Below are 19,173 nucleotides of genomic sequence, written 5' to 3'. Positions count from 1 at the left end.
GGCCAGGAGGGTGGCGACGGCGCTCATCTCGGTCATCCCGTATACCTGGAGGAAACCGGCGCCGGGCAGGAGCTTGCCGGCCTGTTCCAAGGCGGGCTGCGGGATGGGTGACCCGCCGTAGATGACGGTGTCGAGCGAGCTCAGGTCGTACTGGGCGGCGGCGGGGTGGTGGACGAGCGCGTGCAGCATGGTCGGCACGAGCACCGCACGGGTGACCCGGTGCTCCTGGATGAGCCGCATCACCTCCTTCGGGTCAAAGGACGGCAGAACGACCTGGGTGGCGCCGAACTGGGCGCTGGCGACCCACCCGGCGAACTGCGCCAGGTGGAACAGCGGCGCGGACACCAGATAGACCGCGTCCGGATCCAGCGGAAGGGCGGCGGCGAAGGCCAGCGCGGTGGCCTCCAGCGCTCGGTGCGACAGGACCGCGCCGCGGGACCGGCCGGTGGTGCCGCCGGTGTAGAACAATCCCAGCGTGCTGTCCCCGCCGCGGTGGGCGTCGGGGACGGCCGGGCCGCGGGCGGCCAGATCGTTGATCCGCGTGAATCCCGGGCCGGGGTCCTTCTGACCGGTGTGCAGGACATGTGTGAGGGACGGGACGGCCTCGGCGATGCCGGCGGCCTTGCCGGTGAAGGCGTCGTCGATGATCAGCATGCTCACCTCGGCCTCTTCCAGCGAGGCGATGATCTCCGGCTGGCTCCAGCGGGTGTTGACCGGCACGAAGACGCCGTCGGCCCAGGCGATCGCGAGCAGGCAGTGCAGGTAGTCGTCGGAGTTCAGGGCGAGGATCGCGACCCGGTCCTCGGCCGCCAGCCCGAGGCCGGTCAGTCCGCCGGCGATCCGGCTGACGCGCTGGGCGACCTGCTCGTAGGTGAAAGCCCTCGTGCCGTGCACGCTGTAGAGGTGGTGGGGATGTTGCTGTACGCCCCGGTGGAGCGCTTGCGTGAGCGACATGTCGGTTCCTCCAGGAGACGGAAAACGATGCGCGCCGTGGGGGCGGCGCGGGGGCGTTCAGCGGGCGGCAGCGAGTTTCCGGAAGTCCCAGCTGGTGATTTTTTCGGGGGTGAGGCGGAGCCAGGCGTGGCGATGGTCGTGGGGCAGGGTGTCGCTGCCGGTGTACTTGCGGGAGAACAACCCCTCGGGCACCTTCAGGTCGGGGTGCGGTTCGCCGGTGCGGGGCACTTCGCCGACGACCTCGACCAATCCGCGCAGCTCCACGCCGCGCAGCTCGTCGTAGTCGCGGCCGGCGTCGATGAGGACCGCGACACGGGGGTCCGCTGTCAGGTCGGCCCAGCGTTTGCTGCCGGTGATGGAGTACAGCCACAGCGAGAGGCCGTCCCACACGAACCACAGGGCGGTCAGATGGGGGCCGTCGGCGGCGGTGGTGGCGACCCGGCAAGTCCGCTCCTCGGCGAGGAACACATCGCGTTCGCCGGGGGTCATGGCGATCTTCCGGCCGCGTTTCTGTGGCGTGGTCTCAGTCATGACAGGTCCAGGACGGTCATGCCGAACTTGGCGCGTCCGGCGACGGTCCTCATCGCCTCAGCGGCCTGGTCGAGGCGGTAACGGCCGGTGATGGGCGGCTTGAGATGCCCGTCGACCAGCAGCGCCTCCAACGCCTGCCGGTTGACCAGTGTCTGCTCGGGGTTGCGGCGCTCGAAATCGGCGATCTCGTAGCCGGTGACGATCGAGCCCTTCAGCAGCACCAGGTTCAGCGGGATCTTCGCAACCTGCCCGGCGGCGAACCCGACGACGACGAACCGGCCGCCGTACCCGGTCGCCCGCAACGCCGGCTCGGAGTAGGGCCCGCCGACCATGTCCAGAACGACCCCGGCGCCCTTGGGGCACCGCTCCTTCAGGGCGGCCTTCAGGTCGCTGGTGCTGTAGTCGACAAGCTTGTCGGCGCCCAGCGCCCGGCAGAACTCCAACTTCTCAGCGTTGGACGCGCATGCGATCACCCGGGCACCCACAGCTTTGCCGACGCCGATCGCCGCGGAGCCGACCGCGCCGGAGGCGCCGAGGATCACCAGGTCCTCGCCCGGCTTGAGATGGGCGGTGGACACCAGGGCGTCGTAGGCAGTCCGGTAGGTGCTGCCCGTCAGGCACGCCAGATCCGCGCCCAGCCCGTCGGGGGTGGGCCGCAGCGAGGACTCGGCCACGACGGCGAGCTCAGCGAACGCGCCGACGAACGCCATCCCGTGGACCCGGTCACCGACCCCGAACCGCGTGACGCCCGGCCCGACCTCCGCCACCGTCCCGGCCAGGTTGTTGCCCGGGGTGAACGGCACCGGCACCGGGATCTGGTAGCCCCCCGTCGCGATCAGGGTGTCGACGAAGTCCACCGACGCCGCCGCCACACGCACCAGGACCTGGTCCGGGCCCGGGACGGGATCAGGGACCTCATCGACGATCAATCCCGCTAGGTCGCTGGTGTCGGTGCACAGGAGAGCACGCACACCCCATCACCTGCCTCTCGGTTCCATCTTGGCACTTAGTGCCAAGATAGCACTGGAATGCAAGCCTGGGTAGACTCGGCAGCCATGAACGCCTCGCCGCCCGCCGAATCGCTGCACCAGCGCACGAAGGACCTAATGCGGGCGGAAGTCGCGACCACCGCGATCCGGTTGTTCCTCGACCGTGGATTCGACGAGACCACCGTCGACGACATCTGCGCCGCCGCCGGACTGTCGCGCCGCAGCTTCTTCCGCTACTTCCCCGCCAAGGAAGACGTCGTGTTCAACCTGGTCGGCCGCGTCATCGGACAGGGCTGCCACCACCTGGTCACCGCCCCTCCTGAAGAGGACATCTGGTCGGCCCTGCGCGCGAGCATGGACACCTTCGCCGACTGGATCGACACTGACCCCGACCACGCCCTCGCACTGCTCAAGCTCATCCGGTCGAGTGCGAACCTGCGCGTCAGCCACCTGGATCACGTTGACCGCTGGCGCACCGAAGCCGTCGGCATCATCGCCAGCCGCCTCGGCCTCGACCCCGACGAATCCCTCTACCCCGCCGTCATCGCCTCCGCTGGCTTCGGCGCCTTCAACGCCGCCCTCACCGCTTGGACCACCTCCAACGCCACCCTCGACCTGCGGACCCTTCTGGACGAGTCCTTCGCCGCCCTCACCCCGCACCAGCCACCCGCAGCCAAGCGCGGCTGACCAGCCGGAACCGGGCGCCGTTCACCGTTTCTTGGTCGCGCACCAGGCAAGCCAGGAGGAAACGGCGGCGCGGTTGCGGTTCCAGGTCGCCGGCGCGCACCCGCCCCGGGCGGGATCCCGGCGTTTCAGGGGTGTTTTTGATCTCTGGTCGGGTCGCGCTGGGTGCGCTGATCGGTCTTCAGGAGGATTCCGGCGGTGCCCGGTCCGGCACGGGTATACCGATCCGGCCTCGTTCAGCCGCACCTTCCGGTGAGTGAGTCGGCGGCTGCCCACCGGCCAGAGGTTTTCCAATCCGGCCAGCCCCGTTCGGCGGCGTCAAGCAGCCCGGATTGGGCAGGGAAGGGAAGGTGGCCGGGTGGGAATCGGCACCCAGGACTTCGGCGTCCGCCCCGTGCCGGCACGGGGACCGGCACGGAACGTCCTCTCGCAGGGGTCATACGCCGAGACGGCGCGTGGCCACCTCTTGTGCTGTCTCGCTGACGAGACGGCCCAGTTCGGGGAGTCGTTCCTCGTCGTAACGGGACTCGGGCATAGAGACCGCGAGGGAGGCGAGCGGTGTGCCGTCGGAGTGCAGGATGGCTGCGGCGATGGCGTACACGATCCTCGGCCAGCACCGCAGCAGGCACCCAAGCCCTGCTCAATGAGGCCAACGGCAGGGTACTGACAGGCGCTGGAAAAAGATCTTCCTTAGCGTGGAATCGGCAGAAGACGCAATTCATGACCGGCATGATCACAGCACGCCTGGCCGGCCTGCAAAGGCGTTTCAGCTGTGGATGGCCGCTCTCAGGCCAGGAGACCCAAGGTTTCAGGCGCTTCTATGACAGTCAAGGGTCACGCGCTGGTCGTCCCGCGAGCGCACCACCGCGACCTGGGGGAGATCCCAGTCGAGACGGCGGCACATGTCATGCGAGCCGCCGTCGAGGTGTCCCGGCGGCTTGCCGGCGCGCTCGGGGCTCCTGGAGTGAACCTCTGGCACGCCAGCGGCGAGACGGCCTGGCAGAGTGTCTTCCACTTCCACCTCCACGTGGTCCCCCCGCTTCGAGCCCACCGACCTCACCCCGCCGTGGATCGAAGTTGAGCACCCGCTCGAGTCCCTCAGAGGGCTGGCCGAGGAGATCAGGGCCTGGCGCTGACAAACGCTGCTACTACTCGCCAGCAAAATCAGAGCTGAGCTCGGTCAACTTGGCCTACGTGAAAGAAGAGATCATCATCCTCTGACCTGCTGGAAGGGTCCGACAACCCTAGATAACCGCGACGACCCATGCCGCCCAACATTGCACCATGCCCGACACCTCTGACGGCTCGGGTTGATGATCGCAAAAGGGCTTGCGCGGGGGCCGACGATTGGATAGATCTTTTGGCCGGACCCCTGTCGACAAGAGCCAAGGGGTCACGACATCGAAAGGAGGGATAAGCCCATGACCCCATGATCCCCATGATCACTGCGCTTGTGTCCTCCCGGGGCGCGGACCACGTCTGACCCGGAGCGGACAGGCGCCTTCACCGGAGCGTGCCTTGACCGTGGAACAGAACGACCTGACCATCCGCCCGATCAGCGGGCGCGAAGAACTCGACCTCTTCTCCCGACAGCCCTATGCCCTCAACGAGGAACTGGCGGACGACCTGGCCGCCGGCCGCCGTCGACCGCAATGGATGTGGGTCGCCCTTCACGGCGACCGTCTGCTCGCCAGGGCCGCCTGGTGGTGCCGGACCGGCGACGACACACCGTTCCTCTTGGACATTTTCGACATCGACGACAGCAGCGCGGATCGCGGCCACGTGGACATCGGCGTGCGACTGTTGCAGACCGCCATGGCCCAAGTGGCCCCAGTCGGCGCCCGTCCCCCCGAGTACATCCGCATCGTCACACCCGATTGGCGCGAGGTCGGAGCGGCCAAGCGACTCGTCGAGGACCGCATGGCCGCACTAGAACGGACCGGCGCCCGCCTGCTCGTCGAACGACTGCGTCTGGAGTGGCGTCCCGGAACGCCGATCCCCGAGCCGAGCGGGCGCCTGGCCTTCCGGCCGGTCCGCGACACCGAGGAAATCCTCTCTCTGATGACTCTCGTACTGGACGGGACGCTCGACGCGCACAGCAGAGACGACCTGACCCGGATGTCCGCCCGCGAGGCGGCCGTCAGACACTACGAGGACGAACTCGCGCACTACCGCAGCCCGCGGGACTGGTGGCGGATCGCGACGCTCCCGGACGGCGAGCCGGTGGGGTTCGTCACCCCGGCCCGTAACGACTACAACCCCATCATCGGCTACCTCGCCGTACTGCCCGCGCACAGGGGCAACGGCTACATCGACGACATCCTTGCCGAAGGCACCCGTATCCTCAGCTCGCAGGACGTCCCGCGCATCCGGGCGGCCACGGATCTTGGCAACACTCCCATGGCGAACGCCTTCCAGCGCGTCGGATACGTCAATTTTGAACGAACGATCAATATGACCTGGAACTGAGCCAGGCATCGGGCACGGAGGCCGCTTGCGGCGTCCGTGCCCCCTCCCATACCCGGTGCCCGCCAGCCAGGAGGCCACTTGCCGTTCACGCACCCTGCCCCTCGGGACTATTGATCAGTCCTTCCCCGGAGCCGGTCAATGGTCAGAAGCAAACCCCAGCCACAAGGCCGCGGCCGTGGACCTCAAGCCGCACCTGCCGCCGCACGCCATCGCCGAGGTGCTGGAGGTCTACCGCGTCGAGGGCCGCCGGCTGACCGCGGCCGCCGCCGCCATCAAGGTCGTGGGCACGGCGCTGCGCGCACACGGGACGCGTTGACGCCGAGCCGTCCGGGAAGGCGAGCGTCGGTTCAGGGTCCGCGCCAACCTCGCCGAAACCGGCCTGCTCACACCCGTCCGAAACCTGCTGATCCCCCTGGCCCCGGCAGGGCCCTACTTCCCCGATTTCCTCACCCCCGCAGAAGCCCAACTGGGCCTCGACCAGGGCATCGAAGCCCTTGCCGAGACCCCACGACGGCGCGTCCGCCAGGAGCTGAATCTCCTGCAGACCTATTACGGCCTACCTCCTGGGCTGGAAGACCTCGCCCGCGGCGATCCACGCGCCATCCGCGACCTCGGCCCTCTGGCGGCCGGCTACTGCCAGGCGGCGTTCGCTCCCCGCCTGCAGGCGATGGAACACACGCTGGGCCAGGAACGCTCTGCTCTGGCCCGGCCCCTCGCCGATGACGGTGTGGAGCAGATGCTCGACCAGCTGCCCCCGATGATCTGCTGGCGACCGCCGGTCCTGGAGGCCGATTATCCCGCGCGGGCCGCGCAGAACTCCCGGGAGATCCGCCTCCGCGGACGGGGCCTGACGCTCATCCCCTCCTATTTCTGCCGGATCACGCCCGTCGCGTTGGTGGACCAGGGACTGCCTCCCGTCCTGGTCTATCCTGCCCGGCGGTTGAGCCCGTCACCGGCCACCGTCAACGATCTTCTGGTGGAGCTGCTCGGCAGGACGCGAGCCGAGACGCTGCGCTGCATCGTGACCACGCCGAGCTGCACCACGACGGAGCTCGCCCGGCGTACCGGGGCGTCCCTGGCCAACGCCAGCAAGCACGCCCACGTGCTGCGACAAGCCGGGCTGATCACCAGCACCCGCCAGGCCAACCTGATGCTGCACCAGGCGACCAAGCTCGGCACCGAGTTCATTCGCGCCCAGCCGCCGGATGAACCACGTGCACGGCCGTGACCTCGGTGTTTTCCTTCCAAGCGAAACATGCTGACACGACGCGTCCCAGACCGGTGAACTGTTAACCGCACCCCCCGTCAAGCGAATCATCTCGTGATCGAAGGAGAACTGTTCATGCAACGACAGGGGAAGCGGCTCGCCGCGCTCGGGCTGCTCATCGGGGGACTGTCCGGGCTCGCACCCGGGACCGCCACCGCCGAGACCGTCCAGCCGTCCGGTGGCGGGGTTGCGCCGCTCGGGGCACTCGTCGGTACGGTGCTGAGTTCTTCGGCCACCCTTACCACCTCCGCACCCGCTCGGGCGGAGCCCGGCACGGTGTCGAATCACGTACAGGCAGCCGGTTGCGTAAGTCCCACTATTCCGTACAGTAAGTACGTAAACCCGCCGTACAGCTTCAAATACAAGTCCACTACCGTCGACTTCCGGCAATGGCAGCCCTCGGACTACTCGTACGCAAGAGTCGTGACCCGCGACAAGCGGATACGCGTCTACCTGGAGAGCAAGAAGGGCCGAAAGTGCGGCCCCTTCAAGGTCGGCCGAATTCCCCACACGAAGAAGTACCTGGTCATCACCAAGTCGCTTCCCAACAGAAATAACTCGGTCCGCATCTGCGTCTACAGGTACGGCGTGGCCGGCCACAAGTGCGGCGCATGGAAGAAGGAAGGCTCCCAGGGGTAGCCTCCCCGGCATATGTCCCGTATACCGGGTCGAGCCGAGATAACGGGAATTCCGGCCATGGGTGGATCTTGAGCACTCTGACCTGCTGCAACGTCGAGGGGGTTCGAGCTCCGCCGTACGACTCGGGGCCCCGAATAACTGCCGGCCTCCGCTCAGCGCTTCCGCCAGTGCTTCCGCTCAGCTCTTCCGCTCACCCAGGACGCAGAACTCGTTGCCCTCCGGGTCGAGGAGGGTCACCCAGTGCTGCTCGTCCTGCACGGTGTCGACACGCCGGGCACCGAGGGAGAGCAGCCGGGCGACCTCGGCCTCCTGGTCGTCGGGGCGGAAGTCGGGGTGGAGCCGGTTCTTCGACGTCTTGCCCTCGGCGACAGGCACGAAGAGCAGCCCCGGCATCCGGTCCGGCTCAGGCCGGATCTCGATGATCTCCTCAGATTCGTCGACCACAACCCAGCCGAGAGCCTCGGCCCACCAGCGCCCGAGAGCGACAGGGTCGGCGGAGTCGACGATGATCTGTTCCCATTCCAGTGCCATGGGCTTGAGCATAGACAGGACCGGCGGCCCGGCCCCGGAGGGGTCGAGCCGAGATACGAGCGGAAGCGGCCAACGGTCGATCATGTTCGTGATCTCGGAAGTGGACTGGGCGAGTTTCGGAGTCCTGGAGTGCGGAATCTCGGAAGTACGGCCTGGAATCCACTTCCGAGATTGGCTCATCTCGGAAGTACGGCTGGCCCCGAGTCGTACGGCGGAGCTCGAACCCCCTCGACGTTGCAGCAGGTCAGAGCGCTTAAGATCCACCCATGGCCGGAATTCCCGTTATCTCGGCTCGACCCGTAGAGATCAGGCCTGAGGCCACGATGGAGGTCCTGGAGCCGGTTTTTCATGAAGCGGCATGGCCACACGCCCAGCTTCGCCATGTACTGTCACGCTCTCGCAGACGTACCCGCTTGAGCCTTCGCGGTCAACCGGACTCGGAGCCGGCACGCGATGCTGGCGAGCTCTTGAACATGGGCTCCGGCAGTGGGGGCGATGAACGCCTGGCCGGCGACGAAAGGCTCGGCGCCGATGCACACGGCGGGCTCGCTCCGTACGAGCCCGACCACGATGACCAGTAGGATCGCGGCCACGTAGATCGCGGTCGGGGCGATGAACGTACGGGCGCTGTGCGCAATCCCGCGCAGGTTGATCGCGGTGACCAGCGTCAGCACCGCCAGGCACAGCCACCGTGTACGGCAGTAGCTCCGGGAAGGCCGACGTCAGCGCTGCCACTCCGGCGGCCACCGAGGCGGCTACGTTGAGCACGTAGTCGCCTCGGAGCCGTAGGCCACCGACGCCATCGCGTCCAGTGAGAGCGCGGCCAGCCCGCCGACGACGGTCAGCCGATGCCGCTCACCCCACGTAGCGTAAGGCTCCTTGGCTGTGGCAGACGTTGTCACAGTGGACATGGAGAATGCTCCTGAATGGGGGTTTCGTCCTCTTGTTGCCCCCAGGACAGGCTTAGCCATGTCCGTTCATACGCGTTTCTGACGCAAACGGCCCAAATAACTACGCCACAGATACGGCTGTCAACCGACGTGGACGTGTGGCCGGCGTTCCAGGTCCGGCTCGGCCTGGCGGAGCACCTCCCGGGTCAGCGGCGGCACGTCGCCGCCGCCGAAGAGCAGGTAGCGCAGCATGGCCACGACCGGGTTGCCTTCGGTCCAGTGGAAATAGATGTGTGGCACCGAGCCGGTCCGATCGCGCAGGTAGAGCAGGAGTGCGGCCAGCGTGTTCGGGACGGCCGAGCTCTCGATGGTGAGGATCTTGTGGCCGTACCGCTCCTCGCCCTTGATGTGCAGTTCGGTCTCGAACTCCGAGGCGTCCGGCACCGTGACCTCCACGAACAGGACCGGTTCGGCGCTGCGCAGCCGGTGGTTGAGCCAGGTCTCACGGAGCTTGTCGTTGTACTCGGCCTGGTCGCGGGTGTGCGGCTCGTTGGCGATCACGTGGATGTCGCCGCACGCCTCGTTGACGAACCGCTCGGCCAGTCCGTCCAGGTGCACCTCAGTGACGCGGAGCTCGGTGGAGCGGGTCGCGCGCGAGATCAGTGAGGTGATGATGATGGCCGCGATGAAGAACGAGGCGATCTTGACGCCGTCCGGCCGCTCGATGACGTTGTCGACGAGCGTGTAGGCCAGCACCGCGCTGATCGTGGTGTAGGCGGCCGTCGCCACGTGCTGGCGCTTCCTGCGGGCCGACAGCGTGACGGCGACCGCTGCGGAGAGCATGAGGACCAGCACGCCGGTGGCGTAGGCGCCGGCCTGGGCGTCCACGTCGGCGTCGAACATGATCGTGATGGCGAACGCGATGGCCGAGAACGCCAGCACCAGCGGTCGCACCGCGCCGGTCCACTCCGGCGCCATGCCGTAGCGGGGCAGGTAGCGCGGCACCAGGTTGATCAGTCCGGCCATCGCCGAGGCTCCGGCGAACCACAGGATGGCGATCGTGGAGATGTCGTAGGCGGTGCCGAACCAGTCGCCAAGATAACCGTGCGCCAGGTACGCCAGCGCCCGTCCGTTCGCCTTGCCGCCCTCCTCGAACTCCGCGTGCGGGATGAGCACGGTCGTGACGAAGCTGGAGAAGACCAGGAAGACGCTCATGATCAGCGCCGCGACGGTGAGGAGACGCCTGGTGCCGGCGATCCGCTGCTGGATGTCGCCCTTGACCACCGGCATCACCGCCACGCCGGTCTCGAACCCGGACATGCCCAGCGCCAGCTTCGGCATCACCAGCAGCGACAGCCCGATCATGGCAAGCGGGCTGGAGAAGTCCAGGCTCAGCGCGCGTTGCCAGTCCACCACGACCTGCGGCGCCTCGACCACGTGCACCAGCGCGACGGTCACCACGACGGCGTTCAGCGCAAGGTAGACGAACACGAGCAGGACGGCGATGCCGATCGCCTCGCTGAAGCCCAGCAGGAACACCCCGCCGAGCAGGGCCAGCAGCACGAGCGTGACGATCACCCGCTGCCCGGCCAGGGCTTCGGGCCAGAACGGGTTCTCCAGGATGTGCGCGGTGGCGTCAGCGGCCGACAGCGTCATCGTGATCACGAAGTCGGTGGCCGCGAAGCCGAGCAGGGCCAGCACGAACAGCTTGCCCCACCACTGCGGGGCAAGCTTTTCCAGCATGGCGATCGACCCCTGGCCGTGCGGGCTCTCGGCGGCGACCCTGCGGTAGACCGGCAGCGCGCCCAGCAATGTCAGCGCCACGAGGAACAGCGTGGCGAGCGGCGACAGCAGACCGGCGGCCAGCGCCGCGATGCCCGGCTGGTAGCCCAGTGTGGAGAAGTAGTCCACGCCGGTCAGGCACATCACCCGCCACCACGGGTGCTTGACGTGGGGACCGTGCTCGATCTGTTTACGGTCGGTCTGCAGGCCCTGGAGCAGCCAGGAACGCAGCGTTCCTTCCGTGGCGGCCGGCCGTTTCGCCAGCACCATTTGGGTCACCCTTCATCAAAACGGCGCGAAGTCGCACCGCACTTTACCCAGGTCAGAAGGGCGATTGGCGAGAAGGGGGCGTCAAGAAAACGTATGTATCCGTAGCCGTCCGAGACGGCTCTCTGCGCAGGGCGCACCCGTGATCGCACTAGCTTTGGTGGTGCCCGCGCTTCCCGCCACGGGCGTGATGAGCCAGGCCGGCCAGCCATCGGTCGATCTCACTGGACCAGTCGGTATGCAGGGCTTCCTCATGACTCATCTGGAAACGTCCAGTGGCATCGCCGGAGGAATGGCGGCCCGCATGTTTGTCGGCCTCCAAGACCACGTTCAATCGGGACGAGCTCAGGACGAAAGCCAACTCGACCTCGTGGACGGCTCCGGCGAGATGCGCGGGGGGATAGAACTCGACCCCCTGGTAGAACGGCAGGTCCTGATGTACGCCGTTCAGTCGACCGGCTCGCAGGGAAGCGGACTTGAAGAAGAAGCCGAGTTGCGCGAACGCCTGCAGGACGCGGAGCTGCGACGGGTACAGGTGTGACAGCGATCATGTCCGGGCTGCCCTTGTCGACCGCCATGGCGACGGTCACTTCGGTACGCACGCCCAGCATCATGTCGGCCAGATGCCTGCCGCCGATCTCGCTGATCGGGGTCTCCCATGGCACGGCGACCTGGAACTCAATCGTCCGTTCCTCGCCCTGACGAAGGACTGACGGGCCTGAGATCTGAGCATTCGCGAACTCCGTGAGCCCGGTCTGTTCGCCACTCTGCGCTGCTCCGACTCGGGCGAGCAACCCGAGACCGATCTGGTCGATCTCAGCGTCGAACTGGCCACTCATCATCCGTACTTCACCGCACAGCGTGCCGCCGGGCTGCGTCCGGTGCGTGGCCAGGAAAGTACCTAACGAGGGCCCATCTACGCCAAAGGCACTGAGCATCCGCTTGAAGACCACGGTCGTTCTCCCGGCATCAAAAGGATTGAGCCCCTCGTCCGCTTGAACGACCGGGCCGGGGTCCGGGTTCCGCAGTTACTGAATCTTGGTTTCTCTCCCTGTGTCCGGAGAGTCAGGATTTAGGTCGGTAACCGGGTCACCCGTTGGGCGCGTAGTCGCGCCGCCGTCCGTCCAGCTCGCTGATGGCCTTCCGGGCCACCTACCAGTGCCCCACCAGGCGAGCCCGCCACAACGCCAGCCACGTCACCCCGCCCGCCGAGGCGCCGGCAAGCAGGAAGCAGAAGACCGCCTCCACCGGCCCGAACGGGCGTGGCGCCGACCGCCCCTGCGCGTCGAGCCAGATCCGGGCGCGCGTGTCGGATATGTGGTCCAGCGGCGCGCGCACCCGTCCGCTGCGCTGCATTCCTGTCTCGTCCTTCCAGCTCACCTCGGCAACGATGGATCCCTCCTCGACCACCTGGGCGACGACCTGGCGATGAGTGGTGTGATAGGCACTGATCGCGTCGGTCATCGCGACGGTGGCCAGGACGCCGGCAGCGATGCCGGCCATGACCGCGATCATGGCCATGATGGTGCGCGGTTCGAGCCGGTGCCAATGTGGGATGGTTGCACGGGTGATGATGCTGGGCACGAAATGCTCCTCCACGGGGATTTGCTCCTCATGGTGGCCCGAGGCGGTGCTTTTGGCGCTCATCCATACGGAAGCCGGACGCCGATTTCGCGCGTGACTACGCGAAACATACGGCGGCGAGCAGGGCGGCCATGGAGGCCCCGCCGCCGGGCTCGACGATGGCGAACGCCAGTTCAAGCGCTGCCACGGTGGACCCGATGGTCGAGGAGATTCTCGCCAGCGCGTAGCGGCGATAGCCGCCGTTGGTCCGCAGGAGCTCTACGGGAGCCGACAGGCGTTGGAGCATCATGAGCTGCGCATGCCCTCCTTTTGATATCTCCAGGTATGACCACAACGACAGGAACAGCCAGCGCCAGGCAACACAGCAGGCTCGGCTCGACTTTCAGGGGATGGCGACCGCACATCGAGGCGCGCATCTCATGGGTGCGGCCGTTGTAGTCGCAGGACTGCGTTCAACACCTCACTAGCGGTCTTCGCCGAGCACGTCAGCGTGTCGAGCAGCGGTGCCGGCAGTTCGCCAGCCCCGAGGCCCGAGGACGCCACCAGGTCCGTCAGCACCTGACGGTGCGCATCAAACACATCCGCCAGAGGGTGGCTGCGGTGTGTGAGCACATCCCGTGCGGCATGGCCGCGGCAGGCCGGCACATCCACTACCGGTCTGCGGCCGGTCGATACCATTCTCGCCCGAGGCAACTCGCGCATGCCCAACCTGTGCCCGCCTGGCAATGCAAGCGTCCTAAGACCGTCCGTTTCTTAGGCGGACCGATCACCTCGCTCGGCTGATCGAGACCGTGTGAGATCACCATCGCCACCACCCCTGGCCGCCACACCGGCAGCTACCGCCTGGCCACCACCCTGCTCGATCATCGCCGCCATCCCGCTTTCGAGTTGGTCAGGCTCTTACCACGAACACTGGGAAGTGGAATCCACCAACCGACCCGCCCTGACGGGTCTGAACTTCTCCCCGACGAGTCGCTGCTGTACGTCGCGGACTCGGCCATGACGCCGCCCGGCGTGGTCAGACATGCGCGTCGCCCAGCGGTTCGGCCACCGCAAGGACGCCCTCCTCAAGCACTGTTGCGTGGTGCGGATCGGGCCCGACAAGGCAGTGGTCGATGATCTGGACATCGATTTCGGAGACGGCTTCGCATCCGCCGCCTGACGGCTAGAGTCACCCTGATGGACCCCTCCAGCCTTCGTGAGAGTTGGCACGGAGGGGTCCGTCGCACGTGATAGTGTTTTCCACGCAAGGCCGAGCGGAACAAAGACCAAAGAGTTCCGTCGCAGGGCTTGACGGGACGTAGCGCAGCTTGGTAGCGCACCTGACTGGGGGTCAGGGGGTCGCAGGTTCAAATCCTGTCGTCCCGACATTTTGGATATAACACCCGATCATCAAGACTGGATGATCGGGTTTTTATTATTCTGCGACAGTGCCAACTCTCACATCCAAGCACACCCGTAAAGACGCAATCCGTTGGACGGATCAAGATCTGCGGAACGCCATCGCCCAGTCCGCCAGTTGGGCGGGTGTGGCTCGGTCTCTCGGATATCACCCGACGGCAACGGCATCTCGGCAGATCATGCAAGCCCGCGCCGCTGACCTGAAGATCGACACTACCCACTTCAAGGCACAGCCCGGTCGTCCGCGCAAATCTTGCGCCCTCGTGACCGCTCCCCCGCGGAGCATCTCAGCGTCGATCAGCGCGCCCCAGGAAGAACTGGTGACCGAACCGCGTCCAGATTGCGACAAGCCTGAAGCAGGCCGCAGCCGGCGGCCTCGACTGGCCATCGCATCCGATGAGAGGTTTGCCGAAATCATCAGCATCTCGGCGTCCTGGGTCGGAGTCCTCGACCATCTCGGGTACAGCCGCCGCTCGGAGAAGGTCATCGCCCAGGCACGCGCAAGGGCGCAGGACCTAGGCTTGTCCACGGCCCACTTCCACAAGACCTGGACCGACGACGAACTCGTCACGGCAGTGGCGTCCGCCACCTCGTGGCGTGGTGTGGCACGTGACCTTGGTCTTGCAGCGACCGGTGGACGGCAGCTTCGCATCCTCAAGCAGCGTGTCGAGGAACTCAGGCTGGACGTAAGCCACTTCACTGGAACCAGACGCTGGCCCCGGAGGCAACTCGACCAAGCCATCGAGCACTCCGGCACCTGGGATGCGGTGACCAAATCTCTCGGCGTGGCCAACATCAGCCAGAACCGCACGACGATTCGCCGCCACGCGGACAAGCTCGGGATCACGACCGATCACCTGGACCCCATGGAGGAAGCACCACGGCCGGAGCCCGCCCATCTCCAACATCTTCGCGAAGCTGCACTCACCATCGCCGCCTCCTGGTTCACGCTCCGTGGCTTCGCTCCATCCATCCCGTTAGACACCCGGCCATACGATCTGCTCGTCGATATGAGAGGCCCCGTACACCGTGTACAAGTCAAGACGTGCATGGCCGGCTCGGGCGACGTGACGATCGCCTACCGTCTGGCCGGAACCACCAAAGGTGCACTGGTCCCCTACAGGGCCTCCGATGTCGATCAGTTCTTCATCCTTGACGGGGACCTCGCGATCTACCTGATCCCGATAGCTGCAGTCGAGGGAAGACTGCGCATCTCGTTGCGCAAGTACCGACGGTACTGCGTGGGCTCCGCCAGAAGTCTGATCGAATAGCGCTAGTCGGCAGAGGCTCTGATTCCGGTCGGGGCCTCTGCGCTGCGCTCGGCCGGCACTACGATGCTCCTCAAGAAGGCGGCTTGATCACCTTGCTGGGCCTCGTCGCGGTGGATCTCGCCGTCGTCCCAGACCTTCTAGCTGTTCGCCTCCTCGATCGCGTCGGGAAACGGGCCGAGGTTGATGCCGCGCGCGTATGCGTCCTTGCACAGGACCCGGATCAGATCGTCATAGCCTTAGCGCATATCCGAGGTAGACGCGCACCGGAAACCGGAGCGGAGGCAGGCAGGTGGGTCGCAAGCCGACCATCGATCGCGAACAACTGGCCAGGCTGGTCGCCCAGGGGATGAGCGTGCAGGAGCTGGCCGCTCATTTCGGGGTCAGCGAGTCCGGGGTGCTGCAGGCCAAGCGGGCCGCCGGGCTGGCCAAGCCGATGCTGGACCACAGCGGCGCCGTGCCGTGGAAGCTGGCCCGCGCGCACGCCCAGTCCGGGCCCGCGACCAATCTGCGCAACCTGTCGGCGGCCGCGCAGGGGAAGCCGCCGGCGGCCGAGCGGTTGAACACGGCGCTGCGGTGGGCGCAGCGGCTCGTCGACGCGGGACTGGACGTCCGGTACGACGCCGACGAGGGGTTCAGCGAGGTCCCCGCTCCCCCATCGGGCTCACATGTCGCAGCCGTGCTCGGCGCCGCCCGGAAGGGGCTCGAAACCCGCTGAACACGGCCCTTCCGGTTTGGCCCGGTGAGTTTCGACATGCCTGTTCGAGGGCAGTCGCTGGGCCTCAACAAAAGACCGGAGGCGAACATCATGACCACCTACGCTTGGGTGGCCGTCGTCGTGGTCGCGGTGGTGGCGGTCGCCGCAGTGGTATATGTCGTGCTTCAGCGGCAGAAGCGTCGCAACCATCTCCGTGAACGTTTCGGCCCCGAGTACGAACGTACAGTCGCCGAGCGCGAGAACCGGCGGGAGGCGGAGCAGGAGCTGCTCGCCCGCGAGCAGCGCCATTCCGAGCTCGACATCCGTCATCTCCCTGAAGAAGCCCGCGAGGCCTACGCGAACCGGTGGACCGAGGTGCAGGAGCGCTTCGTGGACGCGCCGGGGTTCGCGGTGACCGAGGCCGATCAGCTGGTCACGGCGGTCATGGCGGAGCGGGGCTACCCGACGGAGGACTTCGAGCAGCGGCTGTCCGACCTGTCGGTGGGGCATGCGGCGACTCTCGATCACTACAGGGCGGCTCACGAGATCAGCGGGCGCGCGGCCAGGAAGGAGGCCTCCACGGAGGAACTCCGGCAGGCCATGGTGCACTACCGCGCGCTGTTCGAGGAGCTGCTTCACGAGACCACCCGAGGACGGTGAGACGATATGAGCAGCGACGAGCTGAGAGTGCCGTCGCAGCGTGCTGATGAGGTTCCTGAGACGCACGAGCGTTCCCGTGGCGATGAGGCCGCCGGGTTCGCTCGCGACGACGAGCCCGATCGGCGCCCGTACGACGAGGAGCCCGGCGGGCAGCCGCACGATGATGAGCCGGGCGGGCAACACCCTCGCGGCGATCTCGCCGATGACGAGGAAGATGACGAGGAATACGCCCGCAGCGAGCACACCGCCGCCCCCGATCAGCCGGACGACGATGACGACGAGCTGAGGGCCCGGAGCCCTCGGGTCGACGACGAGTACGCGGCGGCCGTCCCGGGTGCCGTGGTCACCCCCGTGCCCGGCACCGCGCCCGGGGACGAGGAGGCCCCCTACCGGGATCCGTACGCCACGACCGGTGGCGACATGCTGGCCGAGCCCGAACCAGAGCCCGCGCCCCATCCCGATCCCGTCCACACTCCCGGCGTGTCCGACGAGACGCCGGCGCACGCCGCCCCGGAGGACGTCGTCCTGTTCGACCAGGATCCCACCCAGGTGCAGGCCCGCTGGCGCGACCTGCAGTCATCCTTCGTCGACGACCCCAGCGAGGCCGTGCAGCGCGCCGACGGCCTGGTGGGCGAGGTGGTGGAGTCGCTCACCAGCAGCCTCACCAGCCGCACGAACGCCCTGCGCGGCCGCTGGAAGGACGCCGAGACCGCCGACACCGAGCAGCTGCGCCAGGCGCTGCGCGACTACCGCAACGTCCTGGAGCGGCTGCTCGCCCTGTCCAGCCACGAGACCGAGGGAACGAGGTGACATGACATGCTCGCGATAGTGGCAGCGATCATCTTCGGGCTGGGCTTCCTGCTCGACCTGGTCGGCGCGAGGATCCCCGGTGGGTTCTCGGGCATGACGTTCGCACTGCTGGGGCTGTGCCTGCTGGCCCTGCACCAGGCAGGCGTCGGCACGGCCGGCATCCGCACCGGATACAGCAACTGGCGTGCCCGCGCCCGCCGCTAGCCAAATCCAGACAAAACAGTCAAATCTAGCCAAAACCATCCGCCGCCGGCGGCCGTACCCCGGTCGCCGGCGGCGGACGTCATGAGGGAATCGGTTCGGCGCTCCGCCGGGTCTATCTTGGTGGCCCAGCCGTTGAGCACGGTGCAGCGCGGCAGGACCCGGCGCAGCGGCACGACGACGTGCCGGGGTTGGAGGTTGCCCGCCGCGGCCTCCGGCAGGAACGCTCACCCCTTGCCGGGGAAACGCATGATCACTGTGCTGCCGTCGCTGCCCACGCGCAGGGTCAGGTCCGACGACAGCAGGCGGGCCACCCACAGGCCCATGCCGCCCACGGCGCCCGGCATCGGCCCGGGCTTCCAGGTGCCCTCGTCGTGCACCTCGACGATCAGGTCCCCGCTCGCCGCCCAGGTGCGCAGGGTGGCGCGGTCGGCCCCGTGGGTGACGGCGTTGGTCGCCACCTCGTTGACGGCGATGACGAAGTCGCCGATGGACTCCTCGGGCATGCCGGCGTCGCGGGCCCCGTCCTCAGCGAACTGCCGGACCTGTGGCAGATCCGGCAGTCGGAAACGGAGCCGTCTCACGGGCGCGCCGGGTGGCGGGCTCGTGTAGCCCGACTGAGGCTCTACGTCCTCGTTCACCCGGCGACCTTCTTCTCAACCGACCAGCTCGGTGCGCAGCTGGTCGAGAACCTTGCGGAGGATGCGCGAGACGTGCATCTGGGAGATCCCGAACTCCGCCGCGATCTCGGCCTGCGTCATGTTGCCGAAGAACCGCAGCAGCAGGATGTGCTTCTCGCGCGAGGGGAGCGCGTCGATGAGCGGCTTGACCGCCTCCCTGTCGACCATGGTGCTCAGCGTGTCGTCGTCTTCGGGGATGACGTCGCCGAGCGAGGCGGCGTCGTCATCGGTGCCGAGCGGCGCGTCCAGCGACAGCGTGCTGTAGGCGGCGGAGGCGTCGAGCGTCAGCAGGACGTCCTCCTCGCTGATGTTCATCTTGGCCGCCAGCTCGGCCACCGTCGGCGACCGGCCGAGGTCCTGGCTGAGGTCGGCGACGAGCCTGTTGAGCTCGGAGCGCCGCTCCTGGTAGAGGCGGGGGACCCGGATGGCCCAGGTGCGGTCGCGGAAGTGGCGCTTCACCTCCCCTGTCATCGTGACGACCGCGTAGCCTCTGAACGCGTGCCCGAGGCTCGGGTCGAAGCCGTTGACGGCCTTCATCAGGCCAACATACGCGGCTTGGAGGAGATCCTCCAAAGGTTCGCCCCGGTAGCGGTATCGTCTGGCGATCTCCATGGCGAGCGGCCGGTGCATCTCGACGATGCGTTCGCGCAGCCGCTCCCTGTGGCTGTCGGAGGTCTCTTCCTTGGCCATTTCGGCCAGGAGCTCTTCTGCTGTCATCTCCTCGAGGACGTATTCCTGCACAGCCATCGCTGCTCCTCATATGGATTCGCAGGCGGCCTCTGCTCAGCAGAAAAGTCCGCGCAGAGGCACGCCTCGCTCTACTCTCGAGACGAAAGCCCGCTGCTGGACTTCGGATCCAGTGTCCCCCG

The 19,173-nt window shown here is 67.2% G+C and carries 25 protein-coding genes, 1 tRNA gene and 2 pseudogenes; 14 read left to right on the top strand and 14 right to left on the bottom strand.

The window, feature by feature from the left end; all coding sequences use genetic code 11:
- The 3 genes from EJK15_RS21045 to EJK15_RS21035 form a co-directional block, all read right to left on the bottom strand.
- Positions 1-954: AMP-binding protein (locus EJK15_RS21045; protein WP_138712171.1), on the bottom strand; the 954-nt coding region annotated here is incomplete at its 3' end.
- Positions 955-1,011: 57 nt separating this feature from the next.
- Positions 1,012-1,485, bottom strand: coding sequence for a pyridoxamine 5'-phosphate oxidase family protein (locus EJK15_RS21040; RefSeq protein ID WP_138712170.1), 474 nt, complete (start codon positions 1,483-1,485; stop codon positions 1,012-1,014).
- Positions 1,482-2,456, bottom strand: coding sequence for an NADPH:quinone oxidoreductase family protein (locus EJK15_RS21035; protein WP_138712169.1), 975 nt, complete (start codon positions 2,454-2,456; stop codon positions 1,482-1,484). The genes EJK15_RS21040 and EJK15_RS21035 overlap by 4 nt, the downstream gene beginning before the upstream one ends.
- Positions 2,457-2,540: 84 nt before the next feature.
- Here EJK15_RS21035 and EJK15_RS21030 point away from each other — a divergent pair, with 84 nt between their 5' ends.
- The gene (locus tag EJK15_RS21030) at positions 2,541-3,161 is read left to right on the top strand and encodes an acyl-CoA-like ligand-binding transcription factor (protein WP_171074435.1); all 621 of its coding nucleotides are present in this window, start codon (positions 2,541-2,543) and stop codon (positions 3,159-3,161) included.
- Positions 3,162-3,594: 433 nt separating this feature from the next.
- Here EJK15_RS21030 and EJK15_RS21020 read toward each other — a convergent pair whose 3' ends face one another.
- Positions 3,595-3,759 (bottom strand): IclR family transcriptional regulator domain-containing protein, encoded by a 165-nt coding sequence (locus EJK15_RS21020; protein WP_206060997.1) that lies wholly within the window; start codon positions 3,757-3,759, stop codon positions 3,595-3,597.
- 219 nt (positions 3,760-3,978) lie between these two features.
- Between EJK15_RS21020 and EJK15_RS77630 the strand changes: the two are divergent.
- The 6 genes and pseudogenes from EJK15_RS77630 to EJK15_RS21000 form a co-directional block, all read left to right on the top strand.
- Positions 3,979-4,137, top strand: a pseudogene (locus EJK15_RS77630) (HIT domain-containing protein); the annotation flags it as partial.
- Positions 4,138-4,162: 25 nt separating this feature from the next.
- Positions 4,163-4,294 (top strand): hypothetical protein, encoded by a 132-nt coding sequence (locus tag EJK15_RS76350; protein ID WP_276615412.1) that lies wholly within the window; start codon positions 4,163-4,165, stop codon positions 4,292-4,294.
- A gap of 382 nt (positions 4,295-4,676) precedes the next feature.
- A complete protein-coding gene (locus tag EJK15_RS21010) occupies positions 4,677-5,627 on the top strand; it encodes a GNAT family N-acetyltransferase (protein WP_138712164.1) in 951 nt (316 codons plus the stop codon).
- 175 nt (positions 5,628-5,802) lie between these two features.
- Positions 5,803-5,943: a hypothetical protein gene (locus EJK15_RS70735; protein WP_171074434.1), complete on the top strand. Its 141-nt coding sequence runs from the start codon at positions 5,803-5,805 to the stop codon at positions 5,941-5,943.
- 351 nt (positions 5,944-6,294) lie between these two features.
- On the top strand, positions 6,295-6,855 hold the full coding sequence (locus EJK15_RS21005; protein WP_240777099.1) for an ArsR/SmtB family transcription factor: 561 nt from the start codon (positions 6,295-6,297) through the stop codon (positions 6,853-6,855).
- A gap of 114 nt (positions 6,856-6,969) precedes the next feature.
- The gene (locus EJK15_RS21000; protein ID WP_138712162.1) at positions 6,970-7,533 is read left to right on the top strand and encodes a hypothetical protein; all 564 of its coding nucleotides are present in this window, start codon (positions 6,970-6,972) and stop codon (positions 7,531-7,533) included.
- A gap of 177 nt (positions 7,534-7,710) precedes the next feature.
- On the opposite strand, the gene EJK15_RS20995 is transcribed toward EJK15_RS21000, so the two are convergent.
- From EJK15_RS20995 to EJK15_RS20970, 8 genes and pseudogenes are all read right to left on the bottom strand, one after another.
- Positions 7,711-8,064 (bottom strand): VOC family protein, encoded by a 354-nt coding sequence (locus EJK15_RS20995; protein ID WP_206060996.1) that lies wholly within the window; start codon positions 8,062-8,064, stop codon positions 7,711-7,713.
- A gap of 389 nt (positions 8,065-8,453) precedes the next feature.
- The gene (locus EJK15_RS72860) at positions 8,454-8,738 is read right to left on the bottom strand and encodes a hypothetical protein (protein WP_206060995.1); all 285 of its coding nucleotides are present in this window, start codon (positions 8,736-8,738) and stop codon (positions 8,454-8,456) included.
- A gap of 81 nt (positions 8,739-8,819) precedes the next feature.
- Positions 8,820-8,975 carry a hypothetical protein gene (locus tag EJK15_RS72855; protein WP_206060994.1) on the bottom strand — a complete coding sequence of 52 codons (156 nt, stop codon included), beginning with the start codon at positions 8,973-8,975 and terminating at the stop codon, positions 8,820-8,822.
- Positions 8,976-9,095: 120 nt separating this feature from the next.
- Positions 9,096-11,006: an APC family permease gene (locus tag EJK15_RS20985; protein WP_138712161.1), complete on the bottom strand. Its 1,911-nt coding sequence runs from the start codon at positions 11,004-11,006 to the stop codon at positions 9,096-9,098.
- A 148-nt stretch (positions 11,007-11,154) separates the two neighbouring features.
- Positions 11,155-11,514 (bottom strand): sporulation protein, encoded by a 360-nt coding sequence (locus EJK15_RS77625; protein WP_420847076.1) that lies wholly within the window; start codon positions 11,512-11,514, stop codon positions 11,155-11,157.
- A 79-nt stretch (positions 11,515-11,593) separates the two neighbouring features.
- Positions 11,594-11,941 (bottom strand): annotated as a pseudogene (locus tag EJK15_RS77620) (sporulation protein); the annotation flags it as partial.
- Positions 11,942-12,155: 214 nt separating this feature from the next.
- On the bottom strand, positions 12,156-12,602 hold the full coding sequence (locus tag EJK15_RS20975) for a hypothetical protein (RefSeq protein ID WP_138712159.1): 447 nt from the start codon (positions 12,600-12,602) through the stop codon (positions 12,156-12,158).
- Positions 12,603-12,684: 82 nt separating this feature from the next.
- A complete protein-coding gene (locus EJK15_RS20970; protein ID WP_138712158.1) occupies positions 12,685-12,876 on the bottom strand; it encodes a hypothetical protein in 192 nt (63 codons plus the stop codon).
- Positions 12,877-13,611: 735 nt separating this feature from the next.
- Between EJK15_RS20970 and EJK15_RS70730 the strand changes: the two genes are divergently transcribed.
- From EJK15_RS70730 to EJK15_RS20940, 7 genes are all read left to right on the top strand, one after another.
- Positions 13,612-13,749, top strand: coding sequence for a hypothetical protein (locus EJK15_RS70730; protein WP_171074433.1), 138 nt, complete (start codon positions 13,612-13,614; stop codon positions 13,747-13,749).
- Positions 13,750-13,881: 132 nt separating this feature from the next.
- Positions 13,882-13,955, top strand: a tRNA-Pro gene (locus EJK15_RS20965).
- A gap of 212 nt (positions 13,956-14,167) precedes the next feature.
- Entirely contained in the window at positions 14,168-15,259 is a 1,092-nt protein-coding gene (locus tag EJK15_RS20960) for a group I intron-associated PD-(D/E)XK endonuclease (protein WP_138712157.1), read from the top strand.
- Between the two features lie 289 nt (positions 15,260-15,548).
- Positions 15,549-15,974 (top strand): helix-turn-helix domain-containing protein, encoded by a 426-nt coding sequence (locus EJK15_RS20955; RefSeq protein ID WP_138712156.1) that lies wholly within the window; start codon positions 15,549-15,551, stop codon positions 15,972-15,974.
- A 90-nt stretch (positions 15,975-16,064) separates the two neighbouring features.
- A complete protein-coding gene (locus EJK15_RS20950; protein ID WP_138712155.1) occupies positions 16,065-16,613 on the top strand; it encodes a hypothetical protein in 549 nt (182 codons plus the stop codon).
- 6 nt (positions 16,614-16,619) lie between these two features.
- The gene (locus EJK15_RS20945; RefSeq protein WP_138712154.1) at positions 16,620-17,423 is read left to right on the top strand and encodes a hypothetical protein; all 804 of its coding nucleotides are present in this window, start codon (positions 16,620-16,622) and stop codon (positions 17,421-17,423) included.
- Positions 17,424-17,429: 6 nt separating this feature from the next.
- Positions 17,430-17,627, top strand: a complete 198-nt coding sequence (locus tag EJK15_RS20940) for a hypothetical protein (protein ID WP_138712153.1) — start codon at positions 17,430-17,432, stop codon at positions 17,625-17,627.
- Between the two features lie 224 nt (positions 17,628-17,851).
- On the opposite strand, the gene EJK15_RS20935 is transcribed toward EJK15_RS20940, so the two are convergent.
- Both EJK15_RS20935 and EJK15_RS20930 read right to left on the bottom strand, forming a co-directional pair.
- Positions 17,852-18,265: an ATP-binding protein gene (locus EJK15_RS20935; RefSeq protein ID WP_138712152.1), complete on the bottom strand. Its 414-nt coding sequence runs from the start codon at positions 18,263-18,265 to the stop codon at positions 17,852-17,854.
- Positions 18,266-18,280: 15 nt separating this feature from the next.
- Entirely contained in the window at positions 18,281-19,051 is a 771-nt protein-coding gene (locus EJK15_RS20930) for a SigB/SigF/SigG family RNA polymerase sigma factor (RefSeq protein WP_138712151.1), read from the bottom strand.
- Between the last annotated feature and the right edge of the window lie 122 nt (positions 19,052-19,173).

Origin of the sequence: Nonomuraea basaltis (genome assembly GCF_005893125.1) — a bacterium.
In the GTDB taxonomy this organism is placed as follows: Bacteria; Actinomycetota; Actinomycetes; order Streptosporangiales; family Streptosporangiaceae; genus Nonomuraea; species Nonomuraea basaltis.
Note: the sequence above shows the minus strand (reverse complement) of the source record. Positions and strands in the feature narration are given on the sequence as shown.

Bases quoted from the DNA above. Each gene is read 5' to 3' on its own strand.
- EJK15_RS21040 (WP_138712170.1), bottom strand. From the start codon at position 1,485: ATGACTGAGACCACGCCACAGAAACGCGGCCGGAAGATCGCCATGACC.
- EJK15_RS21030 (WP_171074435.1), top strand. From the start codon at position 2,541: ATGAACGCCTCGCCGCCCGCCGAATCGCTGCACCAGCGCACGAAGGAC.
- EJK15_RS21005 (WP_240777099.1), top strand. From the start codon at position 6,295: ATGGAACACACGCTGGGCCAGGAACGCTCTGCTCTGGCCCGGCCCCTC.
- EJK15_RS21000 (WP_138712162.1), top strand. From the start codon at position 6,970: ATGCAACGACAGGGGAAGCGGCTCGCCGCGCTCGGGCTGCTCATCGGG.
- EJK15_RS20995 (WP_206060996.1), bottom strand. From the start codon at position 8,064: ATGGCACTGGAATGGGAACAGATCATCGTCGACTCCGCCGACCCTGTC.
- EJK15_RS72855 (WP_206060994.1), bottom strand. From the start codon at position 8,975: ATGTCCACTGTGACAACGTCTGCCACAGCCAAGGAGCCTTACGCTACG.
- EJK15_RS20985 (WP_138712161.1), bottom strand. From the start codon at position 11,006: ATGGTGCTGGCGAAACGGCCGGCCGCCACGGAAGGAACGCTGCGTTCC.
- EJK15_RS20970 (WP_138712158.1), bottom strand. From the start codon at position 12,876: ATGATGCTCCAACGCCTGTCGGCTCCCGTAGAGCTCCTGCGGACCAAC.
- EJK15_RS70730 (WP_171074433.1), top strand. From the start codon at position 13,612: ATGCGCGTCGCCCAGCGGTTCGGCCACCGCAAGGACGCCCTCCTCAAG.
- EJK15_RS20960 (WP_138712157.1), top strand. From the start codon at position 14,168: ATGCAAGCCCGCGCCGCTGACCTGAAGATCGACACTACCCACTTCAAG.
- EJK15_RS20950 (WP_138712155.1), top strand. From the start codon at position 16,065: ATGACCACCTACGCTTGGGTGGCCGTCGTCGTGGTCGCGGTGGTGGCG.
- EJK15_RS20945 (WP_138712154.1), top strand. From the start codon at position 16,620: ATGAGCAGCGACGAGCTGAGAGTGCCGTCGCAGCGTGCTGATGAGGTT.
- EJK15_RS20940 (WP_138712153.1), top strand. From the start codon at position 17,430: ATGCTCGCGATAGTGGCAGCGATCATCTTCGGGCTGGGCTTCCTGCTC.
- EJK15_RS20930 (WP_138712151.1), bottom strand. From the start codon at position 19,051: ATGGCTGTGCAGGAATACGTCCTCGAGGAGATGACAGCAGAAGAGCTC.